This is a genomic window from Alcanivorax sp. (genome assembly GCF_002733835.1).
Taxonomy (GTDB): Bacteria; Pseudomonadota; Gammaproteobacteria; order Pseudomonadales; family Alcanivoracaceae; genus Alcanivorax.
The window spans coordinates 1-17,297 of the sequence record NZ_NVWY01000007.1 but is presented as its reverse complement, the minus strand read 5'-3'; the positions used below and the strand labels follow the sequence as shown (position 1 = coordinate 17,297).

General features: G+C 61.3%; 18 protein-coding genes. 10 read left to right on the top strand and 8 right to left on the bottom strand.

Annotated features, from left to right (window positions below; translation table 11 throughout):
* Positions 1-43: 43 nt before the first annotated feature.
* A complete protein-coding gene (locus COA55_RS05510; RefSeq protein ID WP_290500956.1) occupies positions 44-1,048 on the bottom strand; it encodes an adenosine kinase in 1,005 nt (334 codons plus the stop codon).
* Positions 1,049-1,223: 175 nt separating this feature from the next.
* Here COA55_RS05510 and mrcB point away from each other — a divergent pair, with 175 nt between their 5' ends.
* The 3 genes from mrcB to ybaK all read left to right on the top strand — a co-directional run bounded on the left by mrcB (position 1,224) and on the right by ybaK (position 4,551).
* Positions 1,224-3,563, top strand: coding sequence for a penicillin-binding protein 1B (gene mrcB / locus COA55_RS05505; protein WP_290500955.1), 2,340 nt, complete (start codon positions 1,224-1,226; stop codon positions 3,561-3,563).
* A gap of 71 nt (positions 3,564-3,634) precedes the next feature.
* Positions 3,635-4,087, top strand: coding sequence for a tetratricopeptide repeat protein (locus COA55_RS05500; RefSeq protein ID WP_290500954.1), 453 nt, complete (start codon positions 3,635-3,637; stop codon positions 4,085-4,087).
* Positions 4,084-4,551 carry a Cys-tRNA(Pro) deacylase gene (gene ybaK, locus COA55_RS05495; protein ID WP_290500952.1) on the top strand — a complete coding sequence of 156 codons (468 nt, stop codon included), beginning with the start codon at positions 4,084-4,086 and terminating at the stop codon, positions 4,549-4,551. Before COA55_RS05500 ends, ybaK begins: the two co-directional genes overlap by 4 nt.
* A gap of 166 nt (positions 4,552-4,717) precedes the next feature.
* On the opposite strand, the gene hemL is transcribed toward ybaK, so the two are convergent.
* The 4 genes from hemL to hemJ form a co-directional block, all read right to left on the bottom strand.
* Positions 4,718-5,998 carry a glutamate-1-semialdehyde 2,1-aminomutase gene (hemL, locus tag COA55_RS05490; RefSeq protein ID WP_290500951.1) on the bottom strand — a complete coding sequence of 427 codons (1,281 nt, stop codon included), beginning with the start codon at positions 5,996-5,998 and terminating at the stop codon, positions 4,718-4,720.
* Positions 5,999-6,017: 19 nt separating this feature from the next.
* Positions 6,018-6,689, bottom strand: a complete 672-nt coding sequence (gene thiE / locus COA55_RS05485) for a thiamine phosphate synthase (RefSeq protein ID WP_290500950.1) — start codon at positions 6,687-6,689, stop codon at positions 6,018-6,020.
* Positions 6,690-6,696: 7 nt separating this feature from the next.
* Positions 6,697-7,458 carry a hydroxymethylpyrimidine/phosphomethylpyrimidine kinase gene (locus COA55_RS05480; RefSeq protein ID WP_290500949.1) on the bottom strand — a complete coding sequence of 254 codons (762 nt, stop codon included), beginning with the start codon at positions 7,456-7,458 and terminating at the stop codon, positions 6,697-6,699.
* Between the two features lie 70 nt (positions 7,459-7,528).
* Positions 7,529-7,972 carry a protoporphyrinogen oxidase HemJ gene (gene hemJ / locus COA55_RS05475; protein ID WP_290500948.1) on the bottom strand — a complete coding sequence of 148 codons (444 nt, stop codon included), beginning with the start codon at positions 7,970-7,972 and terminating at the stop codon, positions 7,529-7,531.
* A gap of 113 nt (positions 7,973-8,085) precedes the next feature.
* On the opposite strand from hemJ, the gene COA55_RS05470 reads away from it, so the two are divergent.
* From COA55_RS05470 to COA55_RS05445, 6 genes are all read left to right on the top strand, one after another.
* Entirely contained in the window at positions 8,086-9,504 is a 1,419-nt protein-coding gene (locus tag COA55_RS05470) for a chloride channel protein (protein WP_290500947.1), read from the top strand.
* Positions 9,505-9,624: 120 nt separating this feature from the next.
* Positions 9,625-10,695: an N-acetyl-gamma-glutamyl-phosphate reductase gene (argC, locus tag COA55_RS05465; protein WP_290500946.1), complete on the top strand. Its 1,071-nt coding sequence runs from the start codon at positions 9,625-9,627 to the stop codon at positions 10,693-10,695.
* A gap of 2 nt (positions 10,696-10,697) precedes the next feature.
* Positions 10,698-11,426 (top strand): DUF6776 family protein, encoded by a 729-nt coding sequence (locus COA55_RS05460; RefSeq protein WP_063519521.1) that lies wholly within the window; start codon positions 10,698-10,700, stop codon positions 11,424-11,426.
* Between the two features lie 9 nt (positions 11,427-11,435).
* Positions 11,436-11,915: a polymer-forming cytoskeletal protein gene (locus tag COA55_RS05455; protein ID WP_063519520.1), complete on the top strand. Its 480-nt coding sequence runs from the start codon at positions 11,436-11,438 to the stop codon at positions 11,913-11,915.
* Positions 11,916-11,993: 78 nt separating this feature from the next.
* Entirely contained in the window at positions 11,994-12,353 is a 360-nt protein-coding gene (gene erpA / locus COA55_RS05450; RefSeq protein WP_063519519.1) for an iron-sulfur cluster insertion protein ErpA, read from the top strand.
* Positions 12,354-12,573: 220 nt separating this feature from the next.
* Positions 12,574-13,077: a phosphatase PAP2 family protein gene (locus COA55_RS05445; RefSeq protein WP_290500945.1), complete on the top strand. Its 504-nt coding sequence runs from the start codon at positions 12,574-12,576 to the stop codon at positions 13,075-13,077.
* A 178-nt stretch (positions 13,078-13,255) separates the two neighbouring features.
* Here COA55_RS05445 and COA55_RS05440 read toward each other — a convergent pair whose 3' ends face one another.
* Together COA55_RS05440 and COA55_RS05435 are read right to left on the bottom strand one after the other, a co-directional pair.
* Positions 13,256-14,359 carry an anhydro-N-acetylmuramic acid kinase gene (locus COA55_RS05440; protein WP_290500944.1) on the bottom strand — a complete coding sequence of 368 codons (1,104 nt, stop codon included), beginning with the start codon at positions 14,357-14,359 and terminating at the stop codon, positions 13,256-13,258.
* A complete protein-coding gene (locus COA55_RS05435; RefSeq protein ID WP_290500943.1) occupies positions 14,349-15,674 on the bottom strand; it encodes a peptidoglycan DD-metalloendopeptidase family protein in 1,326 nt (441 codons plus the stop codon). The genes COA55_RS05440 and COA55_RS05435 overlap by 11 nt, the downstream gene beginning before the upstream one ends.
* A 154-nt stretch (positions 15,675-15,828) precedes the next feature.
* Between COA55_RS05435 and tyrS the strand changes: the two genes are divergently transcribed.
* Positions 15,829-17,028: a tyrosine--tRNA ligase gene (gene tyrS, locus COA55_RS05430; protein ID WP_063538523.1), complete on the top strand. Its 1,200-nt coding sequence runs from the start codon at positions 15,829-15,831 to the stop codon at positions 17,026-17,028.
* 60 nt (positions 17,029-17,088) lie between these two features.
* On the opposite strand, the gene COA55_RS05425 is transcribed toward tyrS, so the two are convergent.
* The coding region (locus tag COA55_RS05425) for a hypothetical protein (RefSeq protein ID WP_290500942.1) at positions 17,089-17,297 on the bottom strand (209 nt) is incomplete at its 5' end.

The following is a 17,297-nucleotide window of genomic DNA, read 5'->3' as shown; positions in this document are numbered from 1 at the left end:
TTCCGTGATGCTGTGTCGTCGGGAAGAACTGGCCGCCCTGCGGTTATTCGCCGAGAACGGCGTTGCGAAGTTCCTGGTGGACCTGTGCCGGGAGGCGCGGGCCAAATTCGCTGACCAGCCTTGCGGCGGCGGCGGAGGCGAGTTTGCCGGCAGCGGCAAAGTCGTGGCCGTGGGTAATGGCATACAGGAAGGCGCCGGCAAACATGTCGCCCGCGCCGTTGCTGTCGATGGCTTTTACCGGCACCGGGTCGATGCGGTGCGTCTGTTCGCCGTCCCAGGCCAGGGCGCCGTCCGCCCCGAGAGTAATCACGGCTGAACTGCAGCGCGGCTTGAGCGCTTCCAGGGCAGCGTCCACGTTATCGGTGTCGGTGAAGCTGGTGGCTTCGGCTTCGTTGCAGAACAGCAGGTCCACACGCTCGCCGAGCATTTCATTCAGGCCGTCTTTGAAAAACTGCACCATGGCCGGGTCGGAGAAGGTCAGCGAGGTCTTTACGCCGTGCTTTTCGGCCAGCTGACGGAGTTTGATGGCGGCGGCGCGGGAGCTGTCGCCACTGACCAGATAGCCCTCCAGATAAACATACTGGCTGGCGGCGATGGCAGCTTCGTCCAGTTCGGTATCGGAGACCTGGCTGGAGATGCCCAGGTAGGTGTTCATGGTGCGCTCGGCATCCGGCGTCAGCATGACCAGGCATTTGCCGGAAACACCCGTCTCCCGTGGGCCGTTCATGTTGGTGTCCACGCCGGCGGCGGTCAGGTCATCGACGAAGATGGCGCCGGTGGCGTCGTCGGCCACTTTGCAGGCGTAGTAACTGTTGCCGCCGAAGTAGCGGGTGGCGACGACGGTGTTGCAGGCGGAGCCACCGCTGGTCTGTTTGCGGGGCTCGGCTTCGTTGGCCAGTGCTTCGATCAATTCCGCCTGGCGCGCTTCATCCACCAGTGTCATCAGGCCCTTGCCCACTTCCATGCGTTGCAGGAAGGCGTCGCTGACCTCGATTTCCGTGTCCACCAGGGCATTACCGAGGGCGTAAACGTCATATTGCTTTGTCATGGAAGCTCCGAACCGGGTTGCAGGGGCGGCTATTATGGGCTGCCGGGCGCTGCATGCAAAATTTGTACGCCAGCGGGCCGGGGTTATCCCTCTTGGCTCAGGGATTTTGCCTCCGGGAACATATTTCTGCCCCCACACTCATAAAGTACCCACACTTTTCTCTATACTCCGGCCCATGGCAAAAAAAGCGAAAAAGTCCCCCGCAAAGTCGCGGCGGCAACCCAGTAGAAAAAAGCAGCCCTCCGCCCAGCGCCGGCGCTGGTTCAGTTGGTCATTCATTGCCAAGGTCGGGCTGGTGTGCCTGGTGCTCGGGGCCGCCGGCATGGCGTACCTGGATGCGCTGGTGCGCGAGCGGTTCGATTCCCATGCCTGGCAGCTGCCGGCGCGGGTCTATGCCCGGCCGGTGGAATTGTATGAAGGCCGGGTGTTGTCCCGTGATGACATGCTCAAGCTGCTGGACCTGATGCGTTACCGGCGTGATGCGCGGGCCAGTACGCCGGGCAGTTTCGCGGTGCAGGGCAATTCCCTGCTGATTCACACTCGGGGTTTCAATGACAGCGACGGTGGCGAGCAGTCCGAGCGTATTCGGCTGTCCCTGTCCGGCGGGCAGATTCGCAGCCTGGAAGCCGGCGGCGATCGCCTGGCCCGGCTGGAGCCATTGCAGATCGGCAGTATTCACCCCCAGCACGCTGAGGACCGGGTGCTGGTGCCGCTGGATAAGGTGCCGCCGTTGCTGGTGGACATGCTCATCGCCACCGAAGACCGCAGTTTCTACGACCACCATGGCATTTCCCTGCGCGGCTTGAGCCGCGCCATGTTGGCCAATATCAAGGCCGGCGGCCTGGTGCAGGGCGGCAGTACCCTGACCCAGCAGCTGGTGAAAAACTTCTGGCTCAGCTCCGACCGGACCCTGTCGCGCAAGCTGATGGAAATGCCCATGGCCTTGCTGCTGGAGCTGCATTACAGCAAGGACCAGATTCTCGAGGCCTACTTGAATGAGGTCTATCTCGGCCAGGACGGCGCCCGCGCCATTCATGGTATGGGCCTGGGAGCGCAGTTCCTGTTTGGCCGACCGCTGGAAGAACTGGAACCCCATCAGCTGGCGACGCTGGTGGCCTTGCTGAAAGGCCCCAGCTGGTACGACCCGCGCCGCCGCCCGGAGCGGGCCATGGAGCGCCGCAATACCGTGTTGCAAGTCGCGCGGGACGAGGGGGCATTGTCTGAAGCGGACTACAACAAGTACAGCGCCCGGCCGCTGGAAGTGGTGCCGCGGGGTGCATCCGCGCTGTATGCCTTCCCGGCGTTTATTGATCTGGTGCGCCGTCAGCTGGCGCGGGATTACCCGCCGGAGGTGCTCAGCGATGAAGGGCTGCATATTCACTCCACCCTGGATGTGCTGGCGCAACTGGCCTCGGAAGGAGCGCTGAAAGAGCATCTCAATCATCGCGATCCGAAACAGGTGAAAAAACTCAACGGTGCTGTGGTGGTGGTGGCGCCGGCCCAGGGCGATGTGCTGGCGCTGGTGAGTAACCGGGACTCGCGGCAGGCGGGTTTCAATCGGGCGCTGGATGCTCAGCGACCCATGGGCTCCCTGGCCAAACCGGCGGTTATCTTGTCGGCGGTTGAGCAACCGGAAACCTACTCGTTGGCCTCTTTAGTGGAAGACGGTCCGATTCAGGTGAAGTTGCCCAATGGCAGCGTGTGGGCGCCACAGAACTTCGACAAGAAGGCCAAGGGCGCCATGCCCATGGTGGATGTGCTGGCCTTGTCCCGTAACCAGGCCACCGCGCGGCTGGGGCTGGATGTGGGCCTGGACAAGGTGGCCGACACCATGAAGACCCTGGGCGTTACCCGCAATATCCCGCTGTACCCGAGTATTCTGTTGGGGAGCCTGGAATTGACCCCGTTTGAAGTGGCGATGATGTATCAGCCGCTGGCCACCGGTGGCTTCAGTACCCGGCTGCGCTCCATTACCGATGTGCTGGACAAGGACGGCAAACCGCTGGCCCGTTATCCGGTGAGCACCGACGAAGTGGTGGAGGCCGGGCCGGCTTTCTTGACCCAGTGGGCCATGCAACAGGTCGTGGAAGAAGGCACCGCCCGTGCCGCTCGTGCGGCGCTGCCGTCGGATCTGAAAGTGGCCGGCAAGACCGGTACCAGTGATGATTTCCGCGATGCCTGGTTTGCCGGGTTCTCGGCCAATCACTTGGCGGTGGTCTGGGTGGGCCGTGACGACAACAAAAACGCGGGGATTACCGGCTCCAGCGGCGCCTTGCCGGTGTGGGCGAATTTGATGGGCAAGCTGCCACAGCGCAGCCTGTCACAAAACCCGCCGCCCAGCGTGGAATGGGTATGGATGAATGAAGACGGCCGCCGCGTCAGTGCAGAAGGTTGTGGCAATGCCCGTCGCTACCCCATGCTGGCCGCGTCGATTCCCGAAGACAGCGATGGTTGTGGCACAGTGAAACAAACCGGCAAGGGCATCAAAGGATGGTTCAAGGGCCTGTTTGATTAAACGCCATGCGGTTTGCGGTGGCTCGCTCAATTCAACCTGCGATCAAGGAAATAGGGGTCAGGATGTTGTTTATGCAAAAGCTGGTTCGATTGGTGCTAATCAGTGCCGTGATGGTGGGGTGTGCGGTGAAGCCCGTGGTCGAAGAACCGCAGGAACCGATGACTGCCAGCCAGGAACTGGAAGGTTCTCCGGCGCTGAGTCTGTTGGCCAGTGCCGAGCAGGCGCGCCAGCAAGGGGATAATTCCCGGGCGGAACGGTATCTGGAGCGGGCGCTGAATATTGCCCCTGATTCCTCCTGGCTGTACAAGCAGCTGGCGGACCTGCGCCTGACAGAAGGCGACGCCCGAGGTGCGGAAGGCTTTGCCCTGAAAGCGCTGCGTCTGGCGCCGGACCACCCGGCGTATCAGGCAGGTTTATGGGAATTGGTGGCCACCGCGCGGGACCGGCAAGGCGATGCCGCGGGAGCGAAGGCGGCTCGCGAACGGGCGGCGACGCTGCGTGACCCGGAGTCGCGCAAGGCATGACACCGGCGGTGCAGGCCGCCAAGCGCGGCAAGGTAGCGTTTACGCTGCATAGCTACGAACACGACCCGAAAGCGCAAAGCTACGGGTTGGAAGCGGCCGAGGCTCTGGGCCTGCCGGTGGAGCAGGTGTTCAAGACGCTGATGGCGCTGGTGGATGACGCGCCGGTGGTGGCCATGGTGCCAGTGGCCCATCAGCTGGACCTGAAATATCTGGCCCGTGCCCACGGTGGCAAGAAGGCGCAGATGTGCCCGGCGGACAAGGCGCAACGATTAACCGGTTATGTGCTGGGCGGCATTAGCCCGCTGGGGCAGAAGAAACGGTTGCCGTTATATCTGGATGGCAGCGCGGCATCCCACGAGATTATCTACATGAGCGCCGGCCGGCGCGGGCTGGAAATCGCCATGGCGCCGGGGGCTTTACTGAAGCTCATCGGCGGCAAGCAGGCCGTCTTGGTGCGCGACTGACCTTGCTTATGGGGCCGCTGTAGGAGCGCCTCTTGAGGCGCGAACCCGAGCCTTGGCGAGGGAAAACGATACAGCTTTCACGCAAGCGTCGCTCACAAATCCCTGCTTACGCGGCACGGTTCGCACCTCAAGAGGTGCGCCTACAGGTGAGATTCTGGTCAGGCCTTTACACCTTCGCAAACGCCTTGCGTGCGGCGGCGATGGTGGCATCGATATCCTCATCACTGTGCGCCACAGACACGAACCCCGCTTCGAACGCGCTGGGCGCCAGATAAATGCCCTGGTCCAGCATGGCGTGGAAGAAGCGGTTGAAGCGCTCGCTGTCGCAGGCCATCACTTCCGCAAAGCTGCTGATACGGTTCTGGTCGGTGAAGAACAGCCCGAACATGGCGCCGGCCTGTGCAGTGGTGAATGACACCCCTTGCGCATGGGCGGCGGCGGTCAGGCCTTCCAGCAGGCGGGTGGTTTTTTCCGTCAGCGCGTCGTGGAAGCCGGGCTCGCTGATCAGGTTCAGCGTCGCCAGGCCTGCAGCCATGGCCACCGGGTTACCGGACAGGGTGCCGGCCTGGTAGACCGGCCCGAGCGGGGCCAGATGCTCCATGATGGCCTGCTTGCCGCCAAAGGCGCCCACCGGCATGCCGCCCCCGACAATCTTGCCCAGGGTGGTCATGTCCGGGGTGATGCCGTAATGGCCCTGGGCGCCGCCCAGCGCTACCCGGAACCCGCTCATGACTTCATCGAAAATCAGCACCGCGCCGTTGTTGTCACATTGCTGGCGCAGGGTCTGCAGGAAATTCTCGGTGGCGGGGACACAGTTCATGTTGCCGGCCACCGGCTCCACGATGATGGCGGCGATGTCGTCGCCGTTTTCTTCGAAAGCCTGGGTGACGCTGGCGGCATCATTGTAGTTCAGCACCAGGGTGTCCGCGGTGACGGCTTCCGGTACGCCGGGGGAGCCGGGAATGGCGATGGCGCCGGAGCCGGCTTTCACCAGCAGGCTGTCCACGTGCCCGTGGTAGCAACCTTCAAACTTGATGATCTTGTTGCGGCCGGTGTAGCCGCGGGCCAGGCGGATGGCGCTCATGGTGGCTTCAGTGCCGGAGTTGACCATGCGCACCATGTCCATGGAGGGCACCAGTTCGCAGACCTTGTCGGCCATGGCCACTTCCGTTGCGGTGGGGGCGCCGAAGCTCAGTCCTTCCTGTACGGCGGCCTGCACGGCGGCCACCACGTGGGGGTGGTTATGGCCCAGGATCATGGGGCCCCAGGAGCCCACGTAATCGATGTATTGATTGTCGTCTTCGTCGAACAGGTAGGCGCCACGGGCGGAATGGAAGAACACCGGTGTGCCGCCGACGCTTTTGAACGCCCGCACCGGGGAATTCACGCCGCCGGGAATGTGTTTCTGGGCCTGACGGAAAAGCTGTTCAGAGTGCTTGCGGCTCATGGTGTGTCCTCTGTTGAATCTATTCTGGGATGGCCTGTCCGGCGGAGGCCGGGAAACAGGCGCTGAGGCGGCGTGCTGCTGCTTCGATGGAGGCCGTGTCGGCGTGCCCGAACAGGGCATGAATGACCGCCACAGACACGGCGCCAGCGTCGATCAGTTGCGGCGCATTATCCGGATTCACTCCGCCGATGGCTACCACGGGTTGATGAAACTGCTGGCAGGCCTGGCGTAGCACCGTCAGTGAGGCCGGCGGCGCCTGGGGTTTGGTCTGCGAGGTGAAGAAGCGACCCATGGCCAGGTAATCGGCGCCGGCTTCGGCGGCTTGGCCGGCCAATGCCAGATCGCCGTGGCAGGTGACGCCGATAATCCGTGAACCTCCCAGCTGCTTGCGGGCGGCTTCGATGCCGCCGTCGCTCTGGCCGATGTGCACGCCATCGGCGTCCACGCGGGCGGCAAGAGCCGGATCATCATTGACAATAAACAGGGCACTGTATTGGTGGCACAGGGCGCGTAGCTGGGTGGCCCGGTATTCGCGCTGGGCCGGGCTGGCGGTCTTGTCCCGGTATTGCAGCAGTCGGGCGCCGCCGCGCAGGGCGGCTTCGGCGGCAGGCAGCAGGCGCTCGTCCGGGGTCAGTGCCGGGTCGGTGATCGCGTAGAGGCCGTGGAGCCGGTGGCGTCGGTGGAGGGACATGGGGCGCTCAGGCCTGGCGGTTGGGCACGTATTGGCCTTGCCCGGGCTGGAAGGCGCCGCGCAGAAAGCGGTCCACGTGGGCTTGGCCATTGGCCACGGCGCTGTCCAGTGACTGGCCGCGACCGCGCAGGCAGGCAATGGAGGAGGCCAGGGTGCAGCCGGAGCCGTGATAGCTGTGTGGCAACCGGTCCCACCGCCATTGTTCTTCGCCAACGGCGGTGAACAGGTGGTTGATGACCTGATCGGTGTCGTCGTGGGTGCCGGTGACCAGGGTGGCGCAGCCGCTGCGCTGGACCAGTGTCTGACCGCAGTCGGTGACGCTTGTTTGCCCGCTCAGGGCCTGGGCTTCTGGCAGGTTGGGGGTCATCACGTCGCACAGTGGCGCCAGCTTTTCGAGCATGGCTTCGGCGAGGGATTCCTGCGCCAGGCTGCCGCCTGCTTCGGCGGCCAGTACCGGGTCGAGAATGACGGGAACGCCGGGCAGACGCTTGAGCAGGCAAACAATGAAATCAATGATGACCACCGAGCCGGTCATGCCGATCTTGATGGCCTGGTAATCCATGTCGTCCAGCAGGGCGTCGGCCTGTTGTTGCAGCAGGTCGATATCGGTGAGCCGGAAGCCGCGCACGTTCTGGCTGTTCTGCACGGTGAGCCCGGTGATCAGGGTGGAGGCGAAGCCGCCCAGGGCCTGAATGGCTTCAATGTCGGCATGGATGCCGGCGCCCCCGGAAGGGTCGTGGCCGGCGATGACGAGAATGTTCGGTTTCATTGATAACGCCTGATGCTGGAAGCCGGACGCCTGATGCCGGTCTGTACCGAGCGTCAGGCCTTGGCCGGAATTAGAAAGGACGAACAATCACCAGAATAACAATGGCGATGAGCAGGACAACCGGGATCTCGTTGAAGATCCGGTAGAACTTGTCGCTTTTGGTGTTGGCGTCGGCGGCGAACTTCTTCATGTAGGACAGGCAGACGTGGTGGTAGCCAATCAGAAGGAACACCAGCGCCAGTTTGGCGTGCATCCAGCCGTTGCCTTTGTAGGCTTCCATGTTTGCCATGAACATCCACATGCCAAGGACTACGGTGACAATCATGCTGGGGTTCATGATGCCCCGATAGAGTTTGCGTTCCATGATCTTGAAGCGTTCGCGGCTGGGCTGATCGTCTGCCATGGCGTGGTATACGAACAGGCGCGGCAGGTAGAAAATGCCGGCAAACCAGCAAATTACAGCGATCAAGTGGAAGGCCTTGATCCAGAGAAAGTAATCGAGCGCAAACTGCATGGGGCTTCCCTTATTGGTGGCTGCATTGGAGAGATATTTCCAGTCGGCGTACACTATACAGACTTACCTGTTTTCTTTCCGGTTCACTTGCTACTGCCTTGAGAAGGAGCGCTGTGAATAAGCGGCCACGCCATAGTCGTCTGTTGCGTTACTACCTGTTTCGTACCCGGCGGCTGAGCCGTCGACAGCTGGGTTCCTGGCAAGACTGGAAACTGCGCGCGGTATTCTGGACTGGCGCGGTGATGGTGGGGTTGTTGGTGGTGGCGTTTGCCTGGGTGGCGGAACTGGCCTCCCATACCTTTACCGCTATCCATGCTCATTCGCCGTACCTGCCGGTGCTGATTACTCCGCTGGGAATGGTGATTATTGTCTGGTTGATGCGTCAGTTGGGCACCGAATCCCAGGGCAGTGGTATTCCCCAGGTGCTGGTGGTGCTGAAGCAGCGTTACCACTGGCTGCGCCCTGCTTTCCTCTCCTTGCGCGTGATCCTCAGTAAGTTTGTACTCACCTGCCTGGGGTTGCTGTGCGGGGCCAGTATTGGCCGCGAGGGCCCCAGTGTGCACATGGGCGCGGCGATGATGTATTCGGTGGGCCGGGTGGGGCGGCTTCAGCAGAAATACGTGGATAATTCCCTGATTGTGGCGGGCGGCGCGGCAGGGGTGTCGGCGGCGTTTAATGCCCCGCTGGCAGGGATTGTGTTCGCCATTGAGGAGTTGTCCGGCTCTTTTGAGCAGCGCACCAGCGGTACCCTGATTCTGGCGATCATCCTTTCTGGTGTGGTGGTGCTGATGATCATGGGGCACTACAGCTTTTTCGGGCACCCGGATGGTTCCCTGGACATTACCCGGGACTGGGCGGCCATTGGGGTGACCGCATTGGTGTGTGGCCTGCTGGGCGGGTTGTTCAGTCGATTGCTGATCAAGGGCAGCCAGTTTCTCTCCCCGTATGCCAAGGAGCACCCCTATCGCGTGGTGATGATGTGCGCGCTGGTGTTGGTGTTTCTGGGGCTGATTACGGGCGGGGCCACTTACGGCAGTGGTTATGAGCAGGCGTCCACGTTGCTGGACGGTGAGCAGCCTGGCAACTGGACGTTTGCGCTGGCGAAGATGTCCGCCACGCTGGTGTCGTATTTTACCGGCATTCCCGGTGGCCTGTTCTCGCCGAGCCTGGCGGCTGGCGCGGGGATTGGTAACGTGGTGGGCGGCTTCTTCCCGGGCTCTTCGCTGGTGGGGCTGACGCTGGTGGCCATGGCGGCTTTTCTGGCAGGCGTAATCCAGCGGCCCATCACTTCTTTTGTGATCGTGATGGAGTTGACCGGTAACCGTCACGACATCCTGCTGCCACTCATGGCAGGCGCTTTTTTGTCGGCGGCGGTGGCGAAAATTGTCTGGGCCCGGCCCTTGTACGATTCCCTGGCGGACCGTCTCTCCGAGGGCGAAGGTATGGCGCTGGAAAAGCCTGTGGAGCGTAGCGACGAAAAGGGTGATTCAACACAGGCGACGAAAGAGCCCGAGCGACAGTTGCCGGGTTGATCACAAATCGGGCGCGCGGTGGGGTTATCGGCGCGTCGCTGTTGTGGCTTTCTTGCCGCTGACGGGCGGCGACCCTATCATGCAGGGCTTCCTTTTATTAATGCAGTTCAGGAGTGGGATATGTCTTCTCAGCCAGCACAAGTCAGTGCACCGCTGAAAGTGGGTGTGGTTGGCGGTACCGGGTATACCGGGGTCGAATTATTGCGCCTGCTGGTTAATCATCCCCATGCTGAGCTGGATGTGATTACCTCCCGTGGTGAAGCCGGTGTGGCGGTGGCGGATTTGTTTCCGTCCCTGCGCGGGCGCACGGATCTGGTGTTCAGCGAGCCGGACGTAAAACGGCTGGCGGCCTGTGATGTGGTGTTCTTCGCCACGCCCCATAACGTGGCCATGCGCATGATGCCTGAGCTGATGGACGCCGGGGTGCGGGTGGTGGACTTGTCTGCGGATTTTCGTCTGCGCGATCATGAGCTCTGGAGCGAATGGTATGGCGAGCCCCATGCTTGCCCGGAGTTGCTGGCGGATGCGGTATATGGCCTGCCGGAAGTGAATCGGGAGAAAATTCGTGATGCCCGGCTGGTGGCGTGCGCCGGCTGCTATCCCACCTCGATTCAGCTGGGCTATCTGCCATTGCTGGAAAAAGGCTGGATCAAGCCGGACCAACTGATTGCCAACGCGGCCAGTGGTGCCAGTGGCGGCGGCAAGGGTGCCAAGGTGCCCATGTTGCTGGCGGAAGCCGGGGAAAGCTACAAGGCCTATGGCGCCAGTGGTCACCGGCACTTGCCTGAAATTGAGCAAGGACTGGGTGATATTGCGGGTGCCCCGGTAAGCGCTACATTTGTTCCACATCTTATCCCCATGATCCGTGGTATTCATGCCACACTCTACGGCCAGCTCACCGAGTCGGCGCCGCCACTGGAAGAGATCCAGGCCGCATTCGAGGCCCGTTATGCCGATGAGCCTTTCGTGGACGTGATGCCGCTGGGGAGTCATCCCGAAACGCGCTTTGTGAAGGGCGCCAACATGTGTCGGCTGGCGCTGCACCAGCCCCGTGGTGAGAACGTGATTGTGGTGCTGTCGGTGATCGATAACCTGGTGAAAGGGGCGTCGGGCCAGGCGGTGCAGGCCATGAATATCATGTTTGGTCTGGATGAGGGGGCGGGGCTGGCTGTGGTCCCGTTGGCCCCGTAACCATGGCGAAGAAACCGAAAAGCCGGGCCGGCATCGATGATGTGATGCTGATGCCGATCAGCCCGTCTCAGCAGAAGAAGCAGCGGCGGCTGTGGGTGTCGGTTGCGCTTGTCGTGGCGGTGTTGCTGTTTTTGCTGGGCGGCTGGCTGGGTGCTGGCGGTGCCCTGGATGCCTCGGAATCCAATCGCCGACTGCGTGGTGAGGTCAAGACCCTGGATGCAGAGCTGGAGACTGCGCGTAATGAACTGGCGGTGTTCAGAGCGGATTCCGAACTGACCCTGGAGGCTCGCGAAGAGGTGCGCCGGGAGATCAAGGCATTGCAGGATCAGGTGGCCGAGCTCGAAGAGGCGGTGCTGTTCTATAAGAATGTCATGGCACCGGCTGGCACCGAAGGTGGCCTGCAGATCGAAAAAATGACCGTGCAGCAGGATAACGACACTGACGAATACCATTATCGGGTGGTGTTGGTGCAGTCCGGCGATAACCGGGGCTATCTGTCCGGGGATATCAGTCTGCACCTGCGCGGAGAGAAAGACGGTGAGGCGTTTTCGCTCAACGGACGCAGCTGGCTTGAGGACGGCAGTGAGACACGCTTCCGGTTTCGCTACTTTCAGGAGCTGAATGGCCGCTTTAAGGTGCCCGAAGGGGTGGTGATACAGGCGGTGGATGTGGATGCTGAGAGCGGCGGCAGAAACCGTTACCAGACACAGAAAACCATAAAATGGCAGTAGGAGAGACGTGTGCTAGGCCGAGACAAGAAAACCGCAGCAACGACAGGGGCATCGTCCCAGGATTACCGTAACCACACCCTGATCGCGCCCAGCGCAACCGTTCGTGGCGATATCGAATTCTCCGGGGGGCTGCATATCCAGGGCACCGTGGAAGGCAACGTCAGCGTGGGCAAGGATGGCGGCCGCCTGGTGATCGGCGAAAGCGGCGTGGTGAAAGGTGAGATTCAGGTCGCCCAGGTGGTGATCAACGGTCGCGTGGAAGGGGATGTGCACGCCACCGAAAACCTGGAGCTGGCCGAAAAGGCATCCGTGGAAGGCAACGTGTATTACCGGATGATCGAAATGGTCATGGGCGCGCGGGTGAATGGCAAGTTGGTACGGCTGGATGATGAGCGCCGCAATTTGCCTGCCCCGGACGCCAGTAAAGCCGCCAAGTCGGAGCCTGAAGGCAAGGCTGTGGCAGGCAAGGCGGCCGTGGATAATTCTTGACTGTTTTAGTCGGGTACTGGAACATGATCTACCCGCCTGGGCGACTGCTGTTGCCCAGGCGGGGATCCTACTGCCCAGATGTCAGCCAATAGCGAGAGTATGACCGAGTCAGCGCCTATTTCATTTACTGATGCCGCCGCGGCCAAAGTCAAAGAGCTGCGTGACGACGAAGGAAACCCGAACCTGAAGCTGCGTGTGTATATCACTGGCGGCGGGTGTGCGGGGTTTTCCTATGGTTTCACCTTCGATGAAGCGGTGAATGAAGACGATACCTCGGTGGAGAAAGCCGGCGTAACCCTGCTGGTGGACGCCATGAGCATTCAATACCTGGATGGTTCCCAGGTGGATTACGAAAAGGGCCTGATGGGTTCGCGTTTCGTGGTCAGCAACCCCAATGCGGCCACCACCTGCGGCTGCGGTTCTTCCTTCTCTGTTTAGGAATAACTGGCTGCTTCAGTCGTAAGCCCGCTTTGCCGAAAAGAAGCGAGTAACGAGTTACGAGTCTCGAAAGGCAAGAGGTGGACTGGGTTTCGAAACTCGCTTCTCGCAACTCGCGCCTGTCTCCCCTGTCACAAAACCTTCACTGTTTGATCAACATTTCGTCGCTTTTCGGGTAGACACTGAACCCATGATGACGACAAAACCGACATTTCAACGAATGACCGCCGCGGATACCCGGGCCATGTGCTGGTTGCTACAACAGCCGCAGGCAGCCCGCCGTGCCCGCATGGCGCGGATGATCTCCCGCCTCGGCGATGGTCCTTTCTATGTGGCGCTGACGTTGCTGATCTGGTGGATGGATCGGCAGGGCGGCAGCGAGTTCGCCCTGACTGCCATGGCCGCCTATGCCCTGGAAGTGCCGATGTTTGTGCTGCTCAAGCACTTGATCAAACGGCCCCGGCCGGCGGATGCGCTGGAGAGCCTGTCGGCGTTTATTCAGCCCGCGGACCGGTTCAGCTTCCCGTCCGGGCACACCGCTGCCGCCTTTGTGATGGCGACACTGCTGTGTGTCTTCTATCCCCCGGTAATGGCTCTGGCGTTGGGGTTGGCGGTGATGGTGGGCTTGTCCCGGGTGTTGCTGGGGGTCCATTATCCGTCGGACATTCTGGCTGGCGCGACGCTTGGCTTCAGCTGCGCCATGATTGGGCTGTGGCTGGTTTGAGGGGCTAGCTACGAGCTACGAGTTGCGAGGCGCGGGAAGAGCCAAAGCCAGGTTCACTGTGGTGTGCCGCGCCCAGGCGAGGCGAAAAGCAACGCCGAAGCGCGGTTCAAGAGTTTGTCGGTTGAGCCAATCCCTGTTTCGCGCCTTGAAGCTCGTAGCTCATAGCTCGCAGCTGCTCTTAAGGCAGGGTGATCTGCCCCAATACCGCTTCCCTCGACGCCCCGGTGACCACCGGCGCATTGCCCGCTTTTCCTTCCATGCGCGCCCAGGCCAACCAGGCAAACGCGGCGGCTTCCACCCAGTCCGGGTGCAGTCCGTGCTCGGCGGTGCTGGTGACCGGGGTGTTGAGTAATGCCTGAAGGCGTTCCAGCAGGTGCCGGTTATGGGCGCCTCCACCACAGATCAGTACGTGATCGGGCTGGAAGTTGTTAAGTGCATCTCTGATCGAGTGGGCGGTGAGTTCTGCCAGTGTTGCCTGGATGACGTCATCAGGGAGCGAGTGGTTAGCCAGTTGGGCGTTGAGCCAGTCGCGGCTGAAGCGTTCCCGTCCGGTGCTTTTCGGGGGCGGCTGATGGAAATACGGATCATCCAGCAGGGTAGTGAGCAGGGTGCTGTCGGGCTGGGCGCTGGCGGCCCAGTCACCGTTGCGGTCGTAGGCTTGCTGGTAGTGCTGTTGAATCCAGCTATCCATCAGCACGTTGCCCGGGCCGGTATCAAAGCCGCCGGTGAGCTGGCCGGTATCCAGCAAGGTCACATTGGCCATGCCGCCGATGTTGACCACGGCAATGCGTTGATCAGGGCGGGCAAATAACTGTCGATGAAAGGGCGGCACCAGCGGGGCGCCTTGCCCGCCCAGCGCCATATCCTTGTTGCGAAAGTTGCTGACCACGGGGATGCCGGTTGCCACGGCCAGCGAATCCGGGCAGCCCAGTTGTACGCTGAAGCCGGGCGGTTGCGGGCGATGGCGAATGGTCTGCCCGTGGCAGCCGATGGCACGGACCTGGTCCGGGGTTATGCCGGCCTGCGTGAGCAGGGTCTGGCAGGTGTTGGCGTAATGTCCGGCCAGCTGCAGGTTGACGCGGCCGGCCCGGTCGATTTCGTTACTGCCCGGCTGGCACAGGGCGAGAATGTCGTCGCGAAGCGGTGCCGGGATTGGCTGGCTCAGGGTGCCGAGCAGAGAAAAATGGTCGTCGCCAATGCTGGCGAGAACGGCATCTATACCGTCCACGCTGGTGCCGGTCATCAGGCCGATAAACAGGGGTAGTTCGGTCTTAGAAGGCATCGCTGCTGGCCAGTGTCGAGGCTTCGGAGAACAGGGTCATTTGTGCCTTCAGCCGGTTGGCGGCAATCAGGAACTCCGCTCTCTCGTTATCGTTGATGCCGCGTGCCTTGGGCAGCGGTACGGTTTGTGGATTGCGGTGTACGCCGTTAATACGGAACTCGTAATGCAGGTGTGGGCCGGTGGCCAGCCCGGACGAACCGACATAGCCGATGGTTTGCCCCTGGCTGACTCGTTTGCCCACGCGGATACCTTTGGCAAAACTGCGCATATGGGCATACAGGGTGGTGTAGATCTGGCCATGCTTGAGGATGATGACATTGCCGTAGCCCCCTTTTACCCCGGCGAAGATGACCTTGCCATCGCCTGCGGCCTTGATGGGGGTGCCGGAGGGGGCGGCGTAGTCGGTGCCTTTGTGGGCTCGGATGCGGTTAAGTACCGGGTGTTTGCGGCCCGGATTAAAGCGGGAGCTGATACGGGAAAAAGCCACGGGGGTACGGATAAATGCCTTGCGCATGGAGTCGCCCTTGATATTCAGGTACTCCACGTCGCCAGACAGGGTTTCGTAGCGGAAGGCAGTGAGATGGCGGCCCTGGTTCCAGAATTCGGCCATCAGGATATCGCCTTCGCCGACTTTCTCCCCATCCAGGTAGAGCTCTTCGTAGATAATGCGGAAGCGGTCGCCTTTGCGGATGTCGAGGGCAAAATCCACATCCCAGGCGAACAGGTTGGCAAGCTGCATGGTGAGTCGGTCGGTGATGCCGGCCGCAGCCCCGGCCAGGAACAGGGAGCCAGTAATGTCGGCTTGGGCGAAGCGGGTCTGCTTCTGATATTCCCGCTGGCTCAGGCGCACACTCCAGCCGCCGCCTGTCAGCCGTGCGGTGAGGGTTTCAACTTTTGAGGGGTGGTAGCGCACGTTGGTGAGGGAGCCGCTGTCGTTAACAATGACTTCCAGTGCTTCCCCGGGGCGCAAGCGGGTGAGCCGCTTCAGCTTGTCGTCACCTTTGAGCAGGGCATCGATCTGCCCGGCGCCAATGCCCAGGGGATGCAGTAATGAGGACAGGCTGTCTCCGGATTGCACGGTCAGCGTTTGCCATTGCGGTGTGGCCGGTGCGGGTTTGCTGGTGGTTTGCGGTTTTGGTGCGGGTGCTGTGCGTTCCGGCAGGCTGATGGGCTGGACGCGTTCCGGGGTGGTTTCGGTGCTGTCCGGGCGAAAGGCGATCAGGATGACGCCGCCCAGCAATACCATGCTCAGCAGTAAATGGGTGCGTGGGAACTGGCGCACCAGCCTGCCGGCAGCAGAGATAAGTTGTTTCATGAAGAGTCTGTGAGGGCCTGGTTGGGTAAATAGAGACTGGCGCGCCCGCGGGGCACGGCGAAAAACTGACCTGCAAAGATACCCGCCTTCTCTGGCCGCGTTCAAGTGCTACAATGGCGCGCTTTCATTAATGGGTCTGGAAATAGAGGTAGGCATGGCCACGGTGGATCAGCAACTGGCACTTATTACCCGCGGGGCGGATGAGATCATCCAGGAAGAGGAGCTGCGGGAAAAACTGGCATCGGGCCGGCCGTTACGGGTGAAGGCGGGCTTTGACCCTACTGCCCCGGATCTGCACCTGGGGCATACGGTATTGATCAACAAGCTGCGCCAGTTTCAGGAGCTGGGGCATGAAGTGATCTTCCTGGTTGGCGATTTCACCGGGATGATCGGTGACCCCACGGGCAAGAGCGCCACCCGTCCGCCGCTGAGTCGAGAAGATGTGCTGCGCAACGCGGAGACCTACAAAGAGCAGGTCTTCAAGATTCTCGACGAGAGCAAAACCCGGGTCGCCTTCAACTCCAGCTGGATGAACGAGGTTGGCGCGGCCGGCATGATCAAGCTGGCAGGCCAGTACACGGTGGCGCGAATGCTGGAGCGGGATGATTTCGACAAGCGTTACAAGGGTAATCAGCCCATCGCCATCCACGAATTCCTCTACCCGCTGGTGCAGGGTTACGACTCTGTGGCCCTGGAGGCGGATGTGGAGCTGGGCGGGACCGATCAGAAGTTCAACCTGCTGATGGGGCGTACGCTGCAAAAGTCTTATGGCCAAGCGCCACAGATCTGCCTGACCATGCCGATTCTGGAAGGACTGGACGGCGTGCAGAAGATGTCCAAATCGTTGGGCAACTATGTGGGGGTCAACGATGCGCCGGGGGAAATGTACCGCAAGCTGCTCTCGCTTCCCGACAGTCTCACCTGGCGCTATTATGAACTGCTCAGTGCCTGCTCCAATGAGCGCATTGAGGAATTGAAGGCCGAGGCGGAGACTCTGGGCTCGCCCCAGGAGGCCAAAAAAGCCTTTGCGCTGGAGATGGTCGAGCGGTTCCATGGGGCCGAGGCGGCCCAGGCGGCGCCCAAATCGGCAGGCAACCAGATTGCGCTGGGCGATATCCCTGATAATGTGCCGGAAGTTGAGGTGGATCTGGGGGATCAGGACAGCATCCATATCCTGCCGTTGCTACGGGAAGCAGGCCTTGTGCAGAACGGCAAGGCGGCCAAGGACGTATTCGGGCGGGGCGCGGTGTACCTGGATGGGGCTCAACTCAGTGAGGAGCGCACCTTCTCCCGTGGCGATAGCCACGTGATTCAGGCCGGAAAGAAGAAGATTGCCCGGGTGACGGTCAAATAACAGGCGCTGGCGCCTGTTTTCTCGGCGATTTGAGCGGAATTTGAACGGTCAGCAGGTTTTTTAAAAAAAGTGCGAAAAAGGGTTTGACTCCCAGAGCGAACTCTCTAGAATGCGCACTCCTCGACGGGGCAACAACGCAACGCACCACAGCGAAGCGCCACGAACGAGACGCTCTTTAACAATCAGGCAAGCAAACGTGTGGGACCTGTTCGGGATGGGATCTTTAAAAGATTTCAGTTCTGAACGAGTCAACAAAGTTTTTGTTAATT